Here is a 15,617-nt window from a genome sequence, read left to right on the forward strand (position 1 = left end):
CTCATATTTACTGTACCGTCTGGACGGTTTCTTTTTACAGTGTACGAATTCTTATTTGAAGATGCAATCGCTTTGTTTATGTTTCACGTGAAACTTTCGTGAACGAAAAAAAAGACTGACTCAAATGTCAGTCTCTACAAAGATAAGGACGTGAAAAGACGCGTCATTCTTTTTGAGTCAGCCTCTTTTGAATCCATTATTCGTCTGCTTCGCGTGAACTCTCTCGTAGTGCCGCTTGCATCGTATCGAATAAGTGACGCTCTCGTAGCACTTGGACGCCACGATCCGTCGGTCCACCAGGTGCCGCAACATCGGCAATCAGACGATCCGTACTTGCGTCGGAGCGCATGAGAATTTCAGCTGAACCTTTCATCGCTTGAGCAACGATTCGACGTGCATTTCCTTCTTCAAAACCAGCATCCGTCAAAACCGGCACCATACCAGCTACGACTTCATAGAAGAAAGCAGGACTACATCCAGCTGCCGCCATGAATGCAGGCATCGTCGATTCATTTGCTTCCGCAATTTCTCCGACACGTCCAAATAATGCCTCGACTACACTTCGGATCTCTTCATTCACGCGTGAGCCGAACCATAGTCCAGTCATTCCTAAACGGTGTGCGACTGGGGTATTTGGCATGGCAGCAACTGTCGGACGTTTTGCCAACTGTTCGATTTCATATGGTGTAATATGTGCAGCAATCGAAACGATCGTCTGATTCGTCCATTGTTGATTCGCTACATAGTCGAGTACACCATCGGGTTGCATGCCCAGCATGACGAGATCGTATAAGGAGACGTCCTCCTGCTCGACCGTTTGAACGCCGTGTCGCGCTGCGACTTCTGTCAAGCGTATCCCGCCACTCCGATTCGTCATCGTGATATCTTCTCGTGCAAATCCAGAAGCGACCCATCCTTGAACGAGTGCCTCACTCATCGCACCGGCTCCTACTATTAATAGTTTCATCATCTATCCTTCCTTTCCCTCAAAAAAAGACCAGTCATGAACTGGTCTTGTGCGGGTCCATTATACACGAACGGCTAAATCTTCGACAGCAACGACTCGAAGTCCCTTATCGTCAAGTTTCTTAACGATTTTTTTCTTTGTCTTCTCGTCACAATCCGTCGGTAATGTAATCAATACACGACGCATGACGCTACTCTTCGCATCGAGTGTCATCAGACTCGCGACCGTTGAATATTTGTTGACGATCTTCGAGATCTTCTCAAGTGCCCCTTTTTGTTCACTTAGGGCTACTGTCAGGACGTAACTTCCAGAATCACGGTTCCATGCTTCTTCAAGCATTCCAAGCATTTTTCCGTGTGGCAGGATACCGAAGAAATGACCGTCATCATTTAAGACCGCGATATACGGTAATTCCTTGATTGAGAAGAAGACTTCAAAGAAATTACTTCCTGTATAGATGTATTTGGATGTATTCTTAATCAGCGACATGACGTTGTCGTCTAAGCTGCCACCATTCATCCCATGCCGATAGATGTGCATCTTATAGATGTTCCCTTTAAAGTCCTGTCCTGATTGGTCAAGGACCGGGACACAGCGGTATCCGGTTTTTTCAAGTGTGTCGAGTGCTTCACGAATCGTCGCTGTCTCGGAAATCGTGACACATTGATGCTTCGGAATACATAAACTTTGTACGAGCATAATAAAATCCTCCTCTTTTACCTAATTACGCAGACTTAATCATATCATTCGATTTTCATGCGCCATATCCTCTTTTCCCACTTCTGATGCGCTTTTATTCTTACAATCACAAGACAATCCCTTGCAATCACAACGTAATCCAACTCATTTCAATCAAGTACACTTCACTTTTACCATTGTCAGACAATTTATTAAATCTACAATCACTTCCGTATTAAGATTTATTAAGATTTCGTAAAGACGCTTCATAAATGTATTCTTTTACAATACCGTCTGCTACAATCGAACTCGTGAAGTTACTTCACTATTCTATTCTTGTTCTTAATATGGAGGCAGAAGAAATGTTTAGTAAAAAACAAGATCCATTCGCAGTGAAATTATCCGAAATCGCAGGACACTTAAAAACGACTTCGCAATTCTTCGTTGACTTTAAAATCAACGGCATCGCGGATGTAAAAGAATTTGCACATAAAGTAAAAGACTTCGAAACAGCTGGGGACGATTTGATGCACCAGTTGATCATCGACTTGAACAATGCGTTCATCACGCCGATCGACCGTGAAGACTTACTCGCACTTGCTAACGCACTTGATGACGTCTTAGACGGTTTTGAAGAATGTTCAGCGATCTTCGAAATCTACAATATCGTTCAAGCAGACGAGCACATGATAAAGTTCGTCGATGAAATCAACATCGCTGTCACAGAACTCGCGATGTCAATGGATCTTCTTGTTGCACGTAAATTGCAACCGATGCGTGAACACGTCATCAAAATCAAAGAACAAGAGACGATTTGTGATAACCTACGCCGTAAATCGATCAAAGCATTGTTCGCAACAGAAACAGATCCAATTAAAATCATCCAATATAAAGAAATCTATGAATCGCTCGAATCAATCGCGGACTACTGCCAAGATGCAGCTAACGTCATTGAAACGATCATCATGAAAAACGCTTAAGTGAGGAGCTAACGAGATGGATAGCCTGTTTATCATCACCGCCATAATCGTGATTCTCGCACTTAGCTTCGACTTCATCAACGGTTTCCACGATACAGCGAACTCGATCGCGACTTCGGTGTCGACTCGTGCGTTGAAACCACGTCATGCCATCATCTTGGCTGCATCGATGAACTTCCTAGGTGCAATCACGTTCACTGGAGTCGCAAAAACGATCTCTGGTGACATCGTTGACCCGTCAACACTTGAACATGGTAGCTACGTCGTTATCGCTGCCTTGATTTCAGCCATTGCCTGGAACCTTTTGACTTGGTACTTCGGTATTCCGTCAAGTTCTTCGCATACACTGATCGGTTCGATTGCTGGTGCTGCTGTTGCCTCTGTCGGATTCGGAGGAATCGAAGCAAAAGGCTTCTTGAAAATCGTTCAAGCCTTGCTCATTTCACCAGTGCTCGCATTCACACTCGGTTTCATCGTTTATGCAATCTTTAAAGTCATCTTCAAAAAAGGAAACTTGGCGAAGACGAATCGTCGCTTCCGTCATGTTCAAATTGCAACCGCTGCTTTGCAGTCGTATACACACGGTACGAACGACGCACAAAAAGCGATGGGGATCATCACGCTTGCTTTGATCTCATCTGGTTATCAAACAGATCACGAAGTTGCGACTTGGGTTAAACTCTCATGTGCGATCGCAATGGGTCTCGGAACATCTGTAGGTGGATGGCGGATCATCAAGACCGTCGGTGGTCAAATCATGAAAATCCGTCCGGTCAACGGGGTTGCAGCTGACTTAACATCAGCAGCGATCATCTTTGGAGCGACAGCGATTCATCTTCCGGTTTCGACGACACACGTCATCTCTTCTGCCATCTTGGGTGTAGGTACATCACACCGTAAGAAAGGTGTAAAGTGGGGAACAGCACAGCGCATGCTCATTACATGGGTCATCACATTGCCAATTTCGATGGCTTTCGCTGCCTTGATCTACTATATTCTCGACTTCTTATTCATTAAATAAGTACTTGCCCCGCCTACTCAAAACAGGTGGGGTTTTGTGTACGTCAGAAGCGTCGATAGTTGTTGTTTTTCCCATAATTCGCTATGATGAAGAACAAGAAGGATTGTCTATTTCTTTAGGAGGAATGCCCCATGACAAAACGTAAAGCCTTAACGATTGCTGGTTCCGACACGAGCGGTGGAGCTGGTATTCAAGCTGATTTGAAAACATTCCAAGAACTTGGTGTCTATGGAATGAATGCTTTGACGGTCATCGTCGCCCAAGACCCTGATCACTCTTGGCACCATGCGGTTTACCCAATCGACACAGAACTCGTCCGGACACAAATCCACACGGTCCTTGGAGGTATTGGTGTTGATGCGATGAAGACGGGTATGCTCCCGACTGTCGAAATCATTGAAGCCGTTGCTGAGAAAATCAAATCATCCGGCGTTCAAAACGTCGTGATCGATCCTGTCATGGTCTGTAAAGGCGAAGACGAAGTGCTGAACCCTGATACAGCAAACGCACTTCGTGATGTCTTGACACCACTTGCGACGGTCGTCACACCGAACGTCTTCGAAGCCGGACAACTGTCGGGTCTTGGTAAAACACCAGCAACGATCGACGAGATGAAACTTGCAGCAGCGCGGATTCATGAAAAAGGTGCGCAATACGTTCTTGTCAAAGGTGGCAGCAAGATTGACCATCCACAAGCAGTTGACGTGCTTTATGACGGAAAAGAGTTTATCCTGATTGAGGACGAACGAATCGAGACACCGTACACGCACGGTGCTGGCTGCACGTACTCTGCAGCAATCACGGCCGAACTCGCAAAAGGTGCATCAGTAGAAGCTGCTGTCCGTACAGCAAAATCTTTCATCACTTCCGCGATTCGTCATTCATTCCGTTTGAATGAATACGTCGGACCAACTGATCACGCTGCACATCGTACAGTCCAGTCTTGATCCGCTTAAGAAGTCCGCGATATCCGCGGACTTCTTTCTGTATAGGAGAGGAGAAAAGTTTATGCAAGCCATTGATGTACAAGAAATACAGCGTTATATCGACGAACATGCGAATACACCGTTATATGTACACGTCGAGACGACGAACGGTGCTTACGCGACGCACCAAGATCCAACTTTCCATAGCGCAGGGATGTTTTTCCGTAATGCGGAAATCACTTACGAACGTGGTCTGATCACAGGAAACGGACCTTACCGGATCGGTTTGAAACTTGCCCACGGCTGGTTATACGGTGAAGGATTGACTGACTTCGAATTTGCTGGGGAACAATTGTTGATTGCCGGTCACGATATCGAAGGACGTCTTGCGATTGCTTTTGAACTTAGCCCGACACCATTCGCTCAAGGTGCAGAGGAGGTAGACGCATGACACACGAAGATCATTTACTCGTCGTCTTCCCTCACCCGGATGACGAAGCTTTCAGTTCTGCCGGTACGATCATCGAACACGCTGAAAACCGTGGTCCTGTCACGTACGCTTGTCTGACACTTGGTGAGATGGGACGTAACATGGGACGTCCTGTCTTTACGAACCGTGAACAGCTCGCAACGATTCGTAAACGCGAGTTGATTGATGCTGCTGCAAAAATGAAGATTTCGGATCTCCAAATGTGGGGACTTCGTGATAAGACCGTTGAATTCGAGGATGAAGCAGCACTTGCTGACCGTATTCTTGCCTTGATTCAACAGACACGACCAACTCGTTTGATTTCGTTCTATCCGGGTTACGCGGTCCATCCCGATCATGAAGCGACAGCTCGCGCCGTCGTTCGTGCCCTTCGGATGATGGATCCTGCTGATCGCCCAGAGTTTCTTGCGGTCGCTTTCGCGAACAATACGAAAGAAGAGCTCGGGGAAGGAACGTTCATTCATGATGTCAGTGCCTATACGGATCAAAAGATCAAAGCACTCGAAGCGCATGCTTCACAAACAGGTGGTCTGATGAAAGTCATCTCGGAAGATTCGAACATTCGAGATCTACTCGTCAAAGAACGCTACTATCACTATCCACTTTAATCTTCTTGCAAGAGATGCGTACCGTCCGATCGACGATACGCATCTCTTTTTTTGTCTTCATCAGAAAACGTCGACTTTTTCAATGGCTTCTGCTAGTGTGAATAGTTGAGACTACGTCTCCGGAGTTCGTAACCTCCTCCGTTACAAAAACTAGGAATGGAAGTGTACATTATGAAAAACGAACGTGCTCTTGTCGTCTTTAGTGGCGGCCAAGACTCAACGACTTGTTTGTTTCAGGCACTGAAACAATACGAAGAAGTCGAAGTCGTGACGTTTAATTACGGACAACGTCATGCACAAGAACTCGAAGTCGCACGCGACATCGCCTCTGAGCTTGGTGTCAAACACCATGAGCTTGATCTCTCTCTTCTCAGTCAACTGACGAGTAACGCTTTGACTGACCACAGCCAAACCATCACGACGAATGAAGATGGTCTTCCTTCTACTTTTGTAGATGGACGAAATCACCTGTTTCTTTCGTTCGCAGCCGTCCTTGCGAAAGGACGCGGAATCCGTCATATCGTCACTGGCGTATGTGAAACGGACTTTTCCGGTTACCCTGACTGCCGTGATGCCTTCATCAAGTCACTCAACGTGACATTGAACCTTGCGATGGACTATCCATTCGTACTTCACACGCCACTCATGTGGCTCGACAAAAAAGAGACGTGGGCGCTTGCCGATTCGCTCGGTGCGTTTGATTTCGTTCGAAATCGCACGTTGACGTGTTACAACGGCGTCATTGGAGATGGTTGTGGCGAATGCCCAGCCTGTGAATTACGGAAAAATGGATTAGATGCATACATCAAGGAGGTTCAACACACATGACATTCAATTACGAAGCACCTGAAACGGTCGAGCGCCCGACTGGCGACTCGCTTATCTATACGAAATCCCGCGTCATGATCGTTAAAAAACTGACGTTCGACGCAGCACACCACCTATATGATTATGATGGAAAATGCCGTGCCCTTCACGGTCATACGTACCATGTCGATATGGGGATCAGTGGTTTTTTGGATCACCGCGGTATGACACTCGATTTTGGTGATCTCAAAAAAATCTTCAAAACACATCTCGAACCACTGTTGGATCACCGCTACCTGAATGAATCGTTACCATACATGAATACGACAGCTGAAAACATGGCGGCTTGGATTTTCGAGACGCTCGGACAACACCTTCCGGATGAGCGTGGACTTCGTGTCGAATTCGTCAAGCTCTATGAGACACCGACTGCTTTTGCTGAAGTCCGTCGTGAGTGGATGAACGAAGCATGAGTGCCTTAACGAAAACACCAAAAATTCCGGTTCTCGAGATTTTCGGACCAACATTTCAAGGAGAAGGACGATCGATTGGTCAAAAGACGATGTTCGTCCGGACCGGCGGTTGCGACTACTCCTGTTCGTGGTGTGACTCCGCCTTCACATGGGATGGTTCTGAAAAACCTGAACTCTTGACGGCAGAGACGATCATAGAACGTCTTGATGCACTCGGCTCTTACGGACATGTCACGATTTCTGGTGGGAACCCGTTACTTCATGCATCAATCGGCACACTGGTTGCGGCACTAAAAGAACGAAACATCACGATGTCCGTCGAGACACAAGGCTCCTACTGGCAAAATTGGTTGCTTGATATCGATGACGTCACACTTAGCCCTAAACCACCTTCAAGTGGGATGAAGATTGATTTCGATCGCTTGGATGTCTTTTTTAAACGTCTACCGGAACAACAGCGTGCCGTTAAAATCGTCATCTTTAATGAGGAAGACCTCGACTTCGCGGCGATGATTTCAGAACGATATGCGCTAAAGACGCTTTATCTATCGCTCGGTAATCCTGATCCGCACGAAGAAGGAACGATCGCTCCACGCATGCTACACGATTTAAAAACACTTTGGGAACGCGTCGCCCGTGATGAACGCTTCAATCATGCGCGCGTCCTACCACAACTACATGCCCTCGTTTTCGCGAACGATCGTGGCGTCTAAGGAGAAATGATTCATGCGACCTGAAGATTTAAACGACTTATCGTTACTCGGCCAAAAAGCCGTACCATATATTTTTGAATACCAACCTGAAGTTCTCGAAGCATTCCCGAATCGTCACCCAGAAAATGATTACTTCGTGAAATTCAACGCACCAGAGTTCACGAGTCTTTGTCCGATCACGAATCAACCGGACTTCGCGACGATTTACATCTCGTACATCCCAGACGAAAAACTCGTCGAATCAAAATCACTGAAGTTGTACTTATTCAGCTTCCGTAACCATGGTGATTTTCATGAGAACTGCATCAACGTCATCGGAAAAGATCTCGTGAAATTGATGGAACCTCGCTACCTTGAAGTATGGGGGAAATTCACGCCACGCGGTGGAATCTCGATTGATCCATACTACAATTACGGGAAGCCTGGTACAAAATACGAACAAATGGCAGAGCACCGTCTATTCAATCACGATCTCTATCCTGAAACGATCGATAATCGTTAAGACGACTAAAAGAGGAACAAGGGGAAATCCCCTTGTTCCTCTTTTTTGATGCTCATCAACTAGATGGAAGGTCGATCAAGGACGGGCTATCATGCTGACGGATGACCTCAGGTGGCCAGATATGCCGAATTAAGTGATCCGAAGGGACATGTAAGACACGGGCCAGTCGCTCAATCATTGAAAATGAGGGATGGGCAATGCTACTTTCAATACGCTGGATCATCTCAGGTGTCGTCTCAGTTAACTCTGCTAATGTATTTTGATCTAACTGATGACGTTCTCGTAATGTACGAATCCGCTGTCCGTACTGTCCGATCGGTTGAATCCCTTCTTTCATCCGCTTCAAACATCCTTTCTTCTTTTAAAACTAAACAACGTTCACTGTAGTCTTATTCCCACTTTTTTAAAATCTGAATACCTTTCCGAACTATCAATTTCTAATCAAAATAAAATTTCAAATATTTTTCTTGTAAAACACTAGCTTTTTAAAAAGTTATCGCTTACAATTCTATATGCAAACGGTTGCATTAATCGCTTACATTATTGCACTGTTCTTACACACATATTAGAGAAAAAGAGATACAAAAGGAGTGAATGATCTTGAAAAATGCTATTTCGTTCGATTTTTGGCAAAAACTCGGTAAAGCCTTGATGGTCGTCATCGCGGTTATGCCTGCTGCAGGAATCATGATTTCGGTCGGGAAACTGATCGGCATGTATGGAGGCGATATCGCGTTAATGCAAACGATTGCTCGAATCGTTGAAGATTTAGGTTGGGCCATCATTACGAACCTTCATGTCTTATTCGCCGTCGCGATTGGTGGGTCATGGGCAAAAGAACGTGCTGGTGGTGCGTTCGCAGCGTTACTCGCCTTCATTTTGATCAACCGTGTCACAGGAGCTATCTTCGGTGTCAACGCTGACATGATCGCGGACCCAAAAGCAACGGTCGATTCATTGCTTGGTTCTGAGCTCATCGTAAAAGATTATTTCACTTCAGTTTTAGGGGCACCTGCTCTCAACATGGGAGTATTCGTCGGAATCATCTCTGGTTTCCTTGGTGCCGTTCTCTTTAATAAATTTTATAACTTCAGTAAATTGCCAGATGCGCTTGCATTCTTCAACGGAAAACGTTTTGTACCATTCGTCGTCATTGGTGGATCAGTCGTTGCAGCATTCGCCTTATCACTCGTTTGGCCGTTCGTTCAAGGCTTATTGAATGACTTCGGTCGCTGGATTGCCTCTTCACGTGATTCTGCACCGATCATTGCACCGTTCGTATACGGTACACTCGAGCGTCTATTACTTCCGTTCGGTCTTCATCACATGTTGACTGTCCCGATGAACTACACGGAACTCGGTGGAACGTACAAAATCCTGACAGGTGCTGCTCAAGGATCGACGGTTGCTGGTCAAGATCCGCTTTGGTTAGCTTGGATCACTGACCTCGTTAATTTAAAACAAGCCGGTAACACACAAGGATACAATGACTTAATCAACAGTGTCGTTCCTGCTCGTTTTAAAGAAGGACAAGTCGTCACATCACTTGCTTCATTGATCGGTATCGCTGTCGCAATGTACATGTCAGTTGATGAAGATAAGAAGAAAGCATACAAACCTGTCTTCTTATCTGCTGGACTTGCAGTTTTCTTGACAGGTGTCACGGAGCCAATCGAATTCATGTTCATGTTCATCGCTCCTGTTCTTTACGTCATCTATGCTGTGCTCACGGGTGTTGCTTTCGCACTAGCAGATGTCATGCATCTTCGGATTCACGCATTCGGTGCGATCGAACTCTTGACGCGGATTCCATTGATTGCAAAAGCTGGATTAATTGGTGATTTAATTCGTTTCATCGGTGTCTGTGTGTTCTTCTTCTTCTTGAACTTCTTCACGTTCCGTTTCGTCATCAAGAAGTTCAACTATGCGACACCAGGTCGTAACGGGAACTATCTTGACGATATCAACGTATCTACAACTGAAGCTTCAGGTGAGGCTGCTGCGACATCAGCTCCTGCCGACGGTTCGCAAGCTTCACAAATCATCGATTTGCTTGGTGGACAGCAAAACATCGAGGACGTCGATGCCTGCATGACGCGTCTTCGTGTCACTGTCAAAGATCCAGCGCTTGTTGCAAAAGAAGCAGACTGGAAAGCAAACGGTGCACTTGGTCTGATCCTTAAGAACAATGGCGTGCAAGCCATCTACGGTCCAAAAGCCGATATCTTAAAATCAGATATCCAAGACCGGATCGGCGCATAAACCTGCGAGATTAGGGAACTACCTAAAGGTGAAGCTCTTTTATAAGAGTTTCACCTTTCTTATTTGAAAAATCAGGAGGACCACTCATGCGTCTACTCACACTAAACTGTCATTCGTGGCAGGAAGAACAGCCACTCGAAAAATTAAACCAGATCGTTCAACAAATTCTCGCTCAAGATTATGATGTCGTCGCACTGCAAGAAGTGAGTCAATTGATGGATACACCCATCGTCTATGATGATGTGCGCAACGATAACTTTGCCTATTTGATCCAGCAAGCGTTAAAAGAACAAGGTCAAACCTACTCCCTCGTCTGGGATTTTGCTCATATCGGCTATGATAAGTATGAAGAAGGACTCGCTCTTTTGACGAAACACCCAATCTTAAAATCGGACAGTTATTATGTCAGCCGCAGTCAAGATACATTCGATTGGAAATCGCGAAAAATCGTCCGTGCGACGATCCAAGTCGACGGTACACCGATTACGTTCAATACATGCCATCTTGGCTGGTGGGCAGATGAAGTCGAACCGTTCCAGGAACAATTCAATCATTTGATGGCCCGGATGGATCCACTCGAATGGACATTCTTCCTCGGTGATTTCAACAACGATGCCTTAGAACGAAATACAGGTTATGACTATATGATGCAACGAGGATTACACGACGTCTTTCTGCTAGCTAAGGAAACGGTCGGAATTGAGACGATCAATGGCAACATCGATGGATGGGAAGACAATCAACAAGGATTGCGGATCGATCTCGTCTTATCGAATCGGAAAATTGACGTCGAACGCGTCGGGGTCGTGTTCGATGGGATTCACGGTCCCGTCGTTTCCGATCACTACGGTGTTGAGGTCGATATTCAGATTCAAAAAAATGAACATTAAGTATTGACAACGCTTTCTTTTCTCCTTTAAGATGAAATCAAATCAATAGTGCGGATTGTGACAGTACGGCTGGCAAGACCGAAATGACACCTCGTTAGGAGAGGTGTTGTTCGGTCTTGCCTTTTTTTGTCTCATTCAGCACGTTTCATGAAAAAGGAGGACTTTTCCGATGGATTATCAACAAACTGCTAAACGTGTGCTCGAACTCGTCGGTGGACGCGAGAACATCATCACTGCTGCTCACTGCGCGACGCGTTTACGTCTTGTCTTGCATGATGAATCAAAGGTCGATCAAGCAGCACTTGAAGACTTAGATGGTGTCAGCGGCGCCTTCTCAAGTTCTGGTCAATACCAAATCATCTTTGGAACCGGTACCGTCAACAAGGTATTTGCTGCGTTTGCACCACTTGCCGGTGTAAAGGTCGATGGAGAAGAACCACTCGACGTTAAAAAGGCTGCATCGCAAAAATTAAATCCGTTCGCCCGTCTTGCCCGCTCGCTCTCGAACGTCTTCGTTCCACTCATTCCGGCAATCGTCGCAGCCGGTCTCTTGATGGGATTACTCGGTATGATCAAGGCCTTCGGTTGGGTTGACGGTGATTCACCGATCGTCCAACTACTGGATATGTTCTCGTCTTCTGCCTTCATCATCCTACCGATCCTGATCGGTTTCTCGGCAGCCCGTGAATTCGGTGCGAACCCGTACCTCGGTGCCGTCATCGGGGGGATCATGACACACCCGTCCCTCTTAAACCCTTGGACGCTCGGTAATAGTGATCCGGAAGTCATGAAGTTCCTCGGAATGAACATCGAGTTGATCGGTTATCAAGGAACGGTCTTCCCGGTTCTCTTAACCGTTTGGGTCATGGCAAAGATTGAACAACAAGTCCGGAAACGGACACCCGAAACGCTTGACTTACTCGTGACACCGTTCGTTACGGTTCTCGTCACTGGATTCCTGGCATTGATCGTCATTGGTCCGATCGGAACGTTACTCGGAAAAGGCATTTCATTCGTACTCGTCTTCTTCTATGAACAGTTCTCAGTCGTCGCCGGTCTTCTCTTCGGTGGACTTTATTCGACAATCGTCATCACAGGGATGCACCATAGTTTCCATGCTATTGAAGCAGGGTTACTTGCAGATAAGAGTATCGGAAAGAACTTCCTCTTACCGATTTGGTCGATGGCGAATGTCGCTCAAGGTGGTGCCGGACTTGCCGTTTACTTCTTGACGAAGAACGTTAAACTCAAAGCACTCGCCCTACCGTCTGCGTTCTCAGCATTTCTCGGAATCACAGAACCCGTCATCTACGGTGTCAACTTACGTCTTGGAAAACCATTCATCGGTGGTGCCATTGGTGGTGCGATCGGTGGCGGTTATGTCGTCTTGACACAAGTCGCTGCGAACGCTTATGGATTAACTGGAATTCCGATGATTGCGATCGTCGCGCCACTCGGTGCGTCAAACTTGATCAACTATCTCGTCGGGTTCGCCATTGCAGTCGTCACTGCTTTCATCTCGACTGTCGTCTTGATGCGTCTCGATGCACGGAAACAAAAAGAAACGGACGTTGCTGCTTAATCCTTCATGCGACCAAACCGAGTCCTCGGGCTCGGTGGTCGCATTTGTCGGTTCGCAAAGCGCTGAAGTTCGCTTTATAATAAAAGAAAAGATCGGAAAGGAGGACGTCAGGCTGATTATTCATAAGATCCTCAATAACAACGCTGTTGTTGTCAAAGAAAATGGACAGGAACGCATCGTCATGGGACCAGGCATTGCTTTTGGAAAAAAGAAAAAAGATCCGATTCAAGCGACGAAGATCGAAAAAATGTTCATCCCTTCATTTGAAAATGCAGAACAGTTCAAAGAGATTCTGACAACGACACCACTTGAGATCATTGATTTATCGGAACGCATCATCTCACATGCAGAAGGTGAGCTCCAAACGCCGTTTCATGACTATATTCACGTCAGTCTGACGGACCACCTTGCTCATGCCGTACGATTAGCACGTGAACAACTCGTCGTGCATAATCGATTGGCAGAAGAGATTCGCCTTTTGTATGGACCGGAGTATGCGATTGGAGAATGGGCAGTTCTTGAGATCGAGCGTGCCTTACAGGTCACGCTACCGAAAGAAGAAGCTGCGAACATCGCGCTTCACTTATACAATGCACGCCAAACGCATCCGAATATGGCCACTGCGTTGCAGACGGTTACGTTACTCAATGAACTACGTGAACAGATCGAAGTCTTTTTTGGACAAACGATCGAGACCTCATCGATGACGTATTATCGTTTCTTTACGCACATGAAATTGGTCCTCGCCCGGATTGAACAAGGAGAAACCTTACACGACATGGATGATGTGATTTTATCTGCCGTCAAAACACGTTATGCTGAGGCTTATGCCTGTGCGAGTCAAATGGGCAATTGGTTGACTGTCGAACTCGATACACGTGTACCTGAATCAGAAATCGGCTATATGGCTTTACACATCGAACGGATTCGTCCGGATCTTGAAAGGAGTTCTACGTATGAAAATCTTTAGTTTAGGGGAAGCATTGATTGATTTGATTCCTCTTGATGCTGAAAACATGACGTTTCAAAAAAATCCTGGAGGTGCTCCTGCCAATGTCTCTGTCGGACTCGCTCGATTAGGCGCTGATAGTTATTTTCTTGGAGCTGTCGGTGATGATTCGATGGGACACTTCTTGAAAGATACGTTACATCATTATGGTGTTCGTACCGATCATCTCGTCCACGATTCGACGCAAAAAACAGGACTTGTGCTCGTTACAAACGGTCAGGATGGAGAGCGGTCGTTCGAGTTCATCAACGCGGAGCGCGCTGATATGCAATTCCACGAAACACATGTACCGGAGGATTTCACGTCCGTCGATTTATTACACATCGGTTCGATCTCTTTGATTACTGGAGAATCCGTCAACGCGACACGAAAAGCCATCGCACGTGCAAAAGCGCACCAAGTACCAGTCTCTTACGATCCGAACTTACGAGAGTCGTTATGGCCGAATCTTGACGAAGCGCGGACGACGATCCGGTCTGTCCTACCGGATGCACAAATCGTCAAACTTGCTGAGGAAGAATTGACGTTTCTAACTGGACAAACGAATCTTGATGACGGGGCTGCTGAATTGTTAGCTGAATATCCGATTCGTCTTCTTGCCATCACGCTAGGAAGTGAAGGATCGATTCTCTATACGGATCGTGCGATGGCTGTCATCGATGCGATTACGGTCGACGCAATCGATACGACAGGAGCTGGAGATGCCTTCATGTCCGGTTTACTCTACCAGTGTGCGTTACGCGATTTTTCGTTTGATTGGTCTGAAGATGAACTTCGCGACATCGGTCGATTCGCAGCGATTTCAGGCGGACTTGCTGCTTCCGTCAAAGGAGCGATGGCTGCTTTGCCAACGCTCGACGAAGTCGCTCATCGCTTGAGTTGAATCGATAACTCAGTAGAAATAAGGATGGAGAGATTCCGGACCCAGTGCCAGAATCTCTCCATCCTTTTCATTTGATTGATGAGTCGTTTATTCACTAAGAGAATTGATTAAGGTGTATCGATAAATCGTTTGATTTCATCTAACGACTCGTCCTGTTGTTCTTTTGGCGTTAATGGGCTGCTGTTATCCCCTTTTTGTCGACCGTACATACCAAAGTTCGCATGGTTCCCTTGCTTGATTTCATGGAATACCGCATCTTTTCGAACGTCCTGTTTACTTTTTTCGATATCAGCGACTGGTAAGACACCATCTCGTTCACCATAAATCGTCAACGAGGGCACATCAATCGAATCAATCGGATAGGACGCGAGGAAAACGATCCCCTTAATTTTCGGATGTTGTTCGACGATCGTCGAAGCTGCGCTTCCACCGAGCGAATGCCCGATCAGATACCATTTTTTGACTTGGGGATAATCCTCGATGATATCGAGTCCTTCGCTTGAGTCAAGCAACGCAATCCGAAACGGTAGCTTTGGGATGACGACGAAGTGCCCGTCTTTCGCTAGTTGCTTGCCGTAATAACTGTAGGCCGCTGCATCAACTTTTGCCCCTTGATAAAAGATGAATCCAACGTCACTCGTCTTTTTTCCAAATGTCACTTCACGTGGTGTAGCTGTCTCCACGTAAGATATCGCTTGGGGAGATGCATCATAATCGAACTGCGCCCAGATCATGAATGCAAATACGAGCAGTGCCAACAGCGCAGCAATCGTTCCAATGATTCTTATACTCCATTTTTTCATTTCATTCCCTCCCGTTACCGTTA

At 46.3% G+C, this 15,617-nt stretch carries 18 protein-coding genes; 14 read left to right on the forward strand and 4 right to left on the reverse strand.

Annotated features, from left to right (window positions below; genetic code table 11):
- Nucleotides 1-196: 196 nt before the first annotated feature.
- A complete protein-coding gene (locus EXW93_RS15400; RefSeq protein WP_023469716.1) occupies nucleotides 197-967 on the reverse strand; it encodes a pyrroline-5-carboxylate reductase family protein in 771 nt (256 codons plus the stop codon).
- Nucleotides 968-1,027: 60 nt separating this feature from the next.
- Nucleotides 1,028-1,666 carry a cyclic di-AMP binding protein CbpA gene (gene cbpA / locus EXW93_RS15405; protein ID WP_023469717.1) on the reverse strand — a complete coding sequence of 213 codons (639 nt, stop codon included), beginning with the start codon at nucleotides 1,664-1,666 and terminating at the stop codon, nucleotides 1,028-1,030.
- Between the two features lie 341 nt (nucleotides 1,667-2,007).
- On the opposite strand from cbpA, the gene EXW93_RS15410 reads away from it, so the two are divergent.
- The 9 genes from EXW93_RS15410 (at nucleotide 2,008) to queF (ending at nucleotide 8,165) form a co-directional block, all read left to right on the forward strand.
- Complete coding sequence (locus tag EXW93_RS15410) at nucleotides 2,008-2,625, forward strand: DUF47 domain-containing protein (RefSeq protein ID WP_023469718.1); 618 nt, start codon at nucleotides 2,008-2,010, stop codon at nucleotides 2,623-2,625.
- A 16-nt stretch (nucleotides 2,626-2,641) separates the two neighbouring features.
- A complete protein-coding gene (locus tag EXW93_RS15415; RefSeq protein ID WP_023469719.1) occupies nucleotides 2,642-3,646 on the forward strand; it encodes an inorganic phosphate transporter in 1,005 nt (334 codons plus the stop codon).
- Nucleotides 3,647-3,777: 131 nt separating this feature from the next.
- The gene (gene pdxK / locus EXW93_RS15420; RefSeq protein WP_023469720.1) at nucleotides 3,778-4,593 is read left to right on the forward strand and encodes a pyridoxine/pyridoxal/pyridoxamine kinase; all 816 of its coding nucleotides are present in this window, start codon (nucleotides 3,778-3,780) and stop codon (nucleotides 4,591-4,593) included.
- 61 nt (nucleotides 4,594-4,654) lie between these two features.
- Nucleotides 4,655-5,023, forward strand: coding sequence for a YojF family protein (locus EXW93_RS15425; RefSeq protein ID WP_023469721.1), 369 nt, complete (start codon nucleotides 4,655-4,657; stop codon nucleotides 5,021-5,023).
- Entirely contained in the window at nucleotides 5,020-5,670 is a 651-nt protein-coding gene (gene bshB2, locus EXW93_RS15430) for a bacillithiol biosynthesis deacetylase BshB2 (RefSeq protein ID WP_023469722.1), read from the forward strand. The genes EXW93_RS15425 and bshB2 overlap by 4 nt, the downstream gene beginning before the upstream one ends.
- A 171-nt stretch (nucleotides 5,671-5,841) precedes the next feature.
- Nucleotides 5,842-6,498 carry a 7-cyano-7-deazaguanine synthase QueC gene (gene queC / locus EXW93_RS15435; protein ID WP_023469723.1) on the forward strand — a complete coding sequence of 219 codons (657 nt, stop codon included), beginning with the start codon at nucleotides 5,842-5,844 and terminating at the stop codon, nucleotides 6,496-6,498.
- Nucleotides 6,495-6,950: a 6-carboxytetrahydropterin synthase QueD gene (gene queD / locus EXW93_RS15440; protein ID WP_023469724.1), complete on the forward strand. Its 456-nt coding sequence runs from the start codon at nucleotides 6,495-6,497 to the stop codon at nucleotides 6,948-6,950. Before queC ends, queD begins: the two co-directional genes overlap by 4 nt.
- The gene (gene queE / locus EXW93_RS15445; RefSeq protein ID WP_023469725.1) at nucleotides 6,947-7,663 is read left to right on the forward strand and encodes a 7-carboxy-7-deazaguanine synthase QueE; all 717 of its coding nucleotides are present in this window, start codon (nucleotides 6,947-6,949) and stop codon (nucleotides 7,661-7,663) included. The genes queD and queE overlap by 4 nt, the downstream gene beginning before the upstream one ends.
- A 13-nt stretch (nucleotides 7,664-7,676) precedes the next feature.
- A complete protein-coding gene (queF, locus tag EXW93_RS15450; protein WP_023469726.1) occupies nucleotides 7,677-8,165 on the forward strand; it encodes a preQ(1) synthase in 489 nt (162 codons plus the stop codon).
- 55 nt (nucleotides 8,166-8,220) lie between these two features.
- Here the strand turns inward: queF and EXW93_RS15455 are convergent, their stop codons facing one another.
- Nucleotides 8,221-8,502 (reverse strand): helix-turn-helix domain-containing protein, encoded by a 282-nt coding sequence (locus EXW93_RS15455; RefSeq protein WP_023469727.1) that lies wholly within the window; start codon nucleotides 8,500-8,502, stop codon nucleotides 8,221-8,223.
- Nucleotides 8,503-8,759: 257 nt separating this feature from the next.
- Between EXW93_RS15455 and EXW93_RS15460 the strand changes: the two genes are divergently transcribed.
- From EXW93_RS15460 to EXW93_RS15480, 5 genes are all read left to right on the forward strand, one after another.
- Entirely contained in the window at nucleotides 8,760-10,427 is a 1,668-nt protein-coding gene (locus tag EXW93_RS15460; protein ID WP_023469728.1) for a PTS transporter subunit IIBC, read from the forward strand.
- An 86-nt stretch (nucleotides 10,428-10,513) separates the two neighbouring features.
- Nucleotides 10,514-11,317 (forward strand): endonuclease/exonuclease/phosphatase family protein, encoded by an 804-nt coding sequence (locus tag EXW93_RS15465; protein WP_023469729.1) that lies wholly within the window; start codon nucleotides 10,514-10,516, stop codon nucleotides 11,315-11,317.
- A 169-nt stretch (nucleotides 11,318-11,486) separates the two neighbouring features.
- A complete protein-coding gene (locus EXW93_RS15470; RefSeq protein ID WP_023469730.1) occupies nucleotides 11,487-12,899 on the forward strand; it encodes a sucrose-specific PTS transporter subunit IIBC in 1,413 nt (470 codons plus the stop codon).
- Nucleotides 12,900-13,026: 127 nt separating this feature from the next.
- Nucleotides 13,027-13,869, forward strand: coding sequence for a PRD domain-containing protein (locus EXW93_RS15475; protein WP_231681717.1), 843 nt, complete (start codon nucleotides 13,027-13,029; stop codon nucleotides 13,867-13,869).
- A complete protein-coding gene (locus EXW93_RS15480) occupies nucleotides 13,856-14,791 on the forward strand; it encodes a carbohydrate kinase family protein (protein WP_055969611.1) in 936 nt (311 codons plus the stop codon). Before EXW93_RS15475 ends, EXW93_RS15480 begins: the two co-directional genes overlap by 14 nt.
- Before the next feature lie 107 nt (nucleotides 14,792-14,898).
- On the opposite strand, the gene EXW93_RS15485 is transcribed toward EXW93_RS15480, so the two are convergent.
- Entirely contained in the window at nucleotides 14,899-15,594 is a 696-nt protein-coding gene (locus EXW93_RS15485) for an alpha/beta hydrolase (RefSeq protein WP_082487248.1), read from the reverse strand.
- Between the last annotated feature and the right edge of the window lie 23 nt (nucleotides 15,595-15,617).

The sequence above is a fragment of the Exiguobacterium sp. JMULE1 genome (genome assembly GCF_013337175.1).
GTDB classification, from domain to species: Bacteria; Bacillota; Bacilli; order Exiguobacteriales; family Exiguobacteriaceae; genus Exiguobacterium_A; species Exiguobacterium_A indicum.

Coding starts and splice junctions, on each gene's coding strand:
- EXW93_RS15400 (WP_023469716.1), bottom strand. CDS start 967: ATGAAACTATTAATAGTAGGAGCCGGTGCGATGAGTGAGGCACTCGTT.
- cbpA (WP_023469717.1), bottom strand. CDS start 1,666: ATGCTCGTACAAAGTTTATGTATTCCGAAGCATCAATGTGTCACGATT.
- EXW93_RS15410 (WP_023469718.1), top strand. CDS start 2,008: ATGTTTAGTAAAAAACAAGATCCATTCGCAGTGAAATTATCCGAAATC.
- EXW93_RS15415 (WP_023469719.1), top strand. CDS start 2,642: ATGGATAGCCTGTTTATCATCACCGCCATAATCGTGATTCTCGCACTT.
- pdxK (WP_023469720.1), top strand. CDS start 3,778: ATGACAAAACGTAAAGCCTTAACGATTGCTGGTTCCGACACGAGCGGT.
- EXW93_RS15425 (WP_023469721.1), top strand. CDS start 4,655: ATGCAAGCCATTGATGTACAAGAAATACAGCGTTATATCGACGAACAT.
- bshB2 (WP_023469722.1), top strand. CDS start 5,020: ATGACACACGAAGATCATTTACTCGTCGTCTTCCCTCACCCGGATGAC.
- queC (WP_023469723.1), top strand. CDS start 5,842: ATGAAAAACGAACGTGCTCTTGTCGTCTTTAGTGGCGGCCAAGACTCA.
- queD (WP_023469724.1), top strand. CDS start 6,495: ATGACATTCAATTACGAAGCACCTGAAACGGTCGAGCGCCCGACTGGC.
- queE (WP_023469725.1), top strand. CDS start 6,947: ATGAGTGCCTTAACGAAAACACCAAAAATTCCGGTTCTCGAGATTTTC.
- queF (WP_023469726.1), top strand. CDS start 7,677: ATGCGACCTGAAGATTTAAACGACTTATCGTTACTCGGCCAAAAAGCC.
- EXW93_RS15455 (WP_023469727.1), bottom strand. CDS start 8,502: ATGAAAGAAGGGATTCAACCGATCGGACAGTACGGACAGCGGATTCGT.
- EXW93_RS15460 (WP_023469728.1), top strand. CDS start 8,760: ATGATCTTGAAAAATGCTATTTCGTTCGATTTTTGGCAAAAACTCGGT.
- EXW93_RS15465 (WP_023469729.1), top strand. CDS start 10,514: ATGCGTCTACTCACACTAAACTGTCATTCGTGGCAGGAAGAACAGCCA.
- EXW93_RS15470 (WP_023469730.1), top strand. CDS start 11,487: ATGGATTATCAACAAACTGCTAAACGTGTGCTCGAACTCGTCGGTGGA.
- EXW93_RS15480 (WP_055969611.1), top strand. CDS start 13,856: ATGAAAATCTTTAGTTTAGGGGAAGCATTGATTGATTTGATTCCTCTT.
- EXW93_RS15485 (WP_082487248.1), bottom strand. CDS start 15,594: ATGAAAAAATGGAGTATAAGAATCATTGGAACGATTGCTGCGCTGTTG.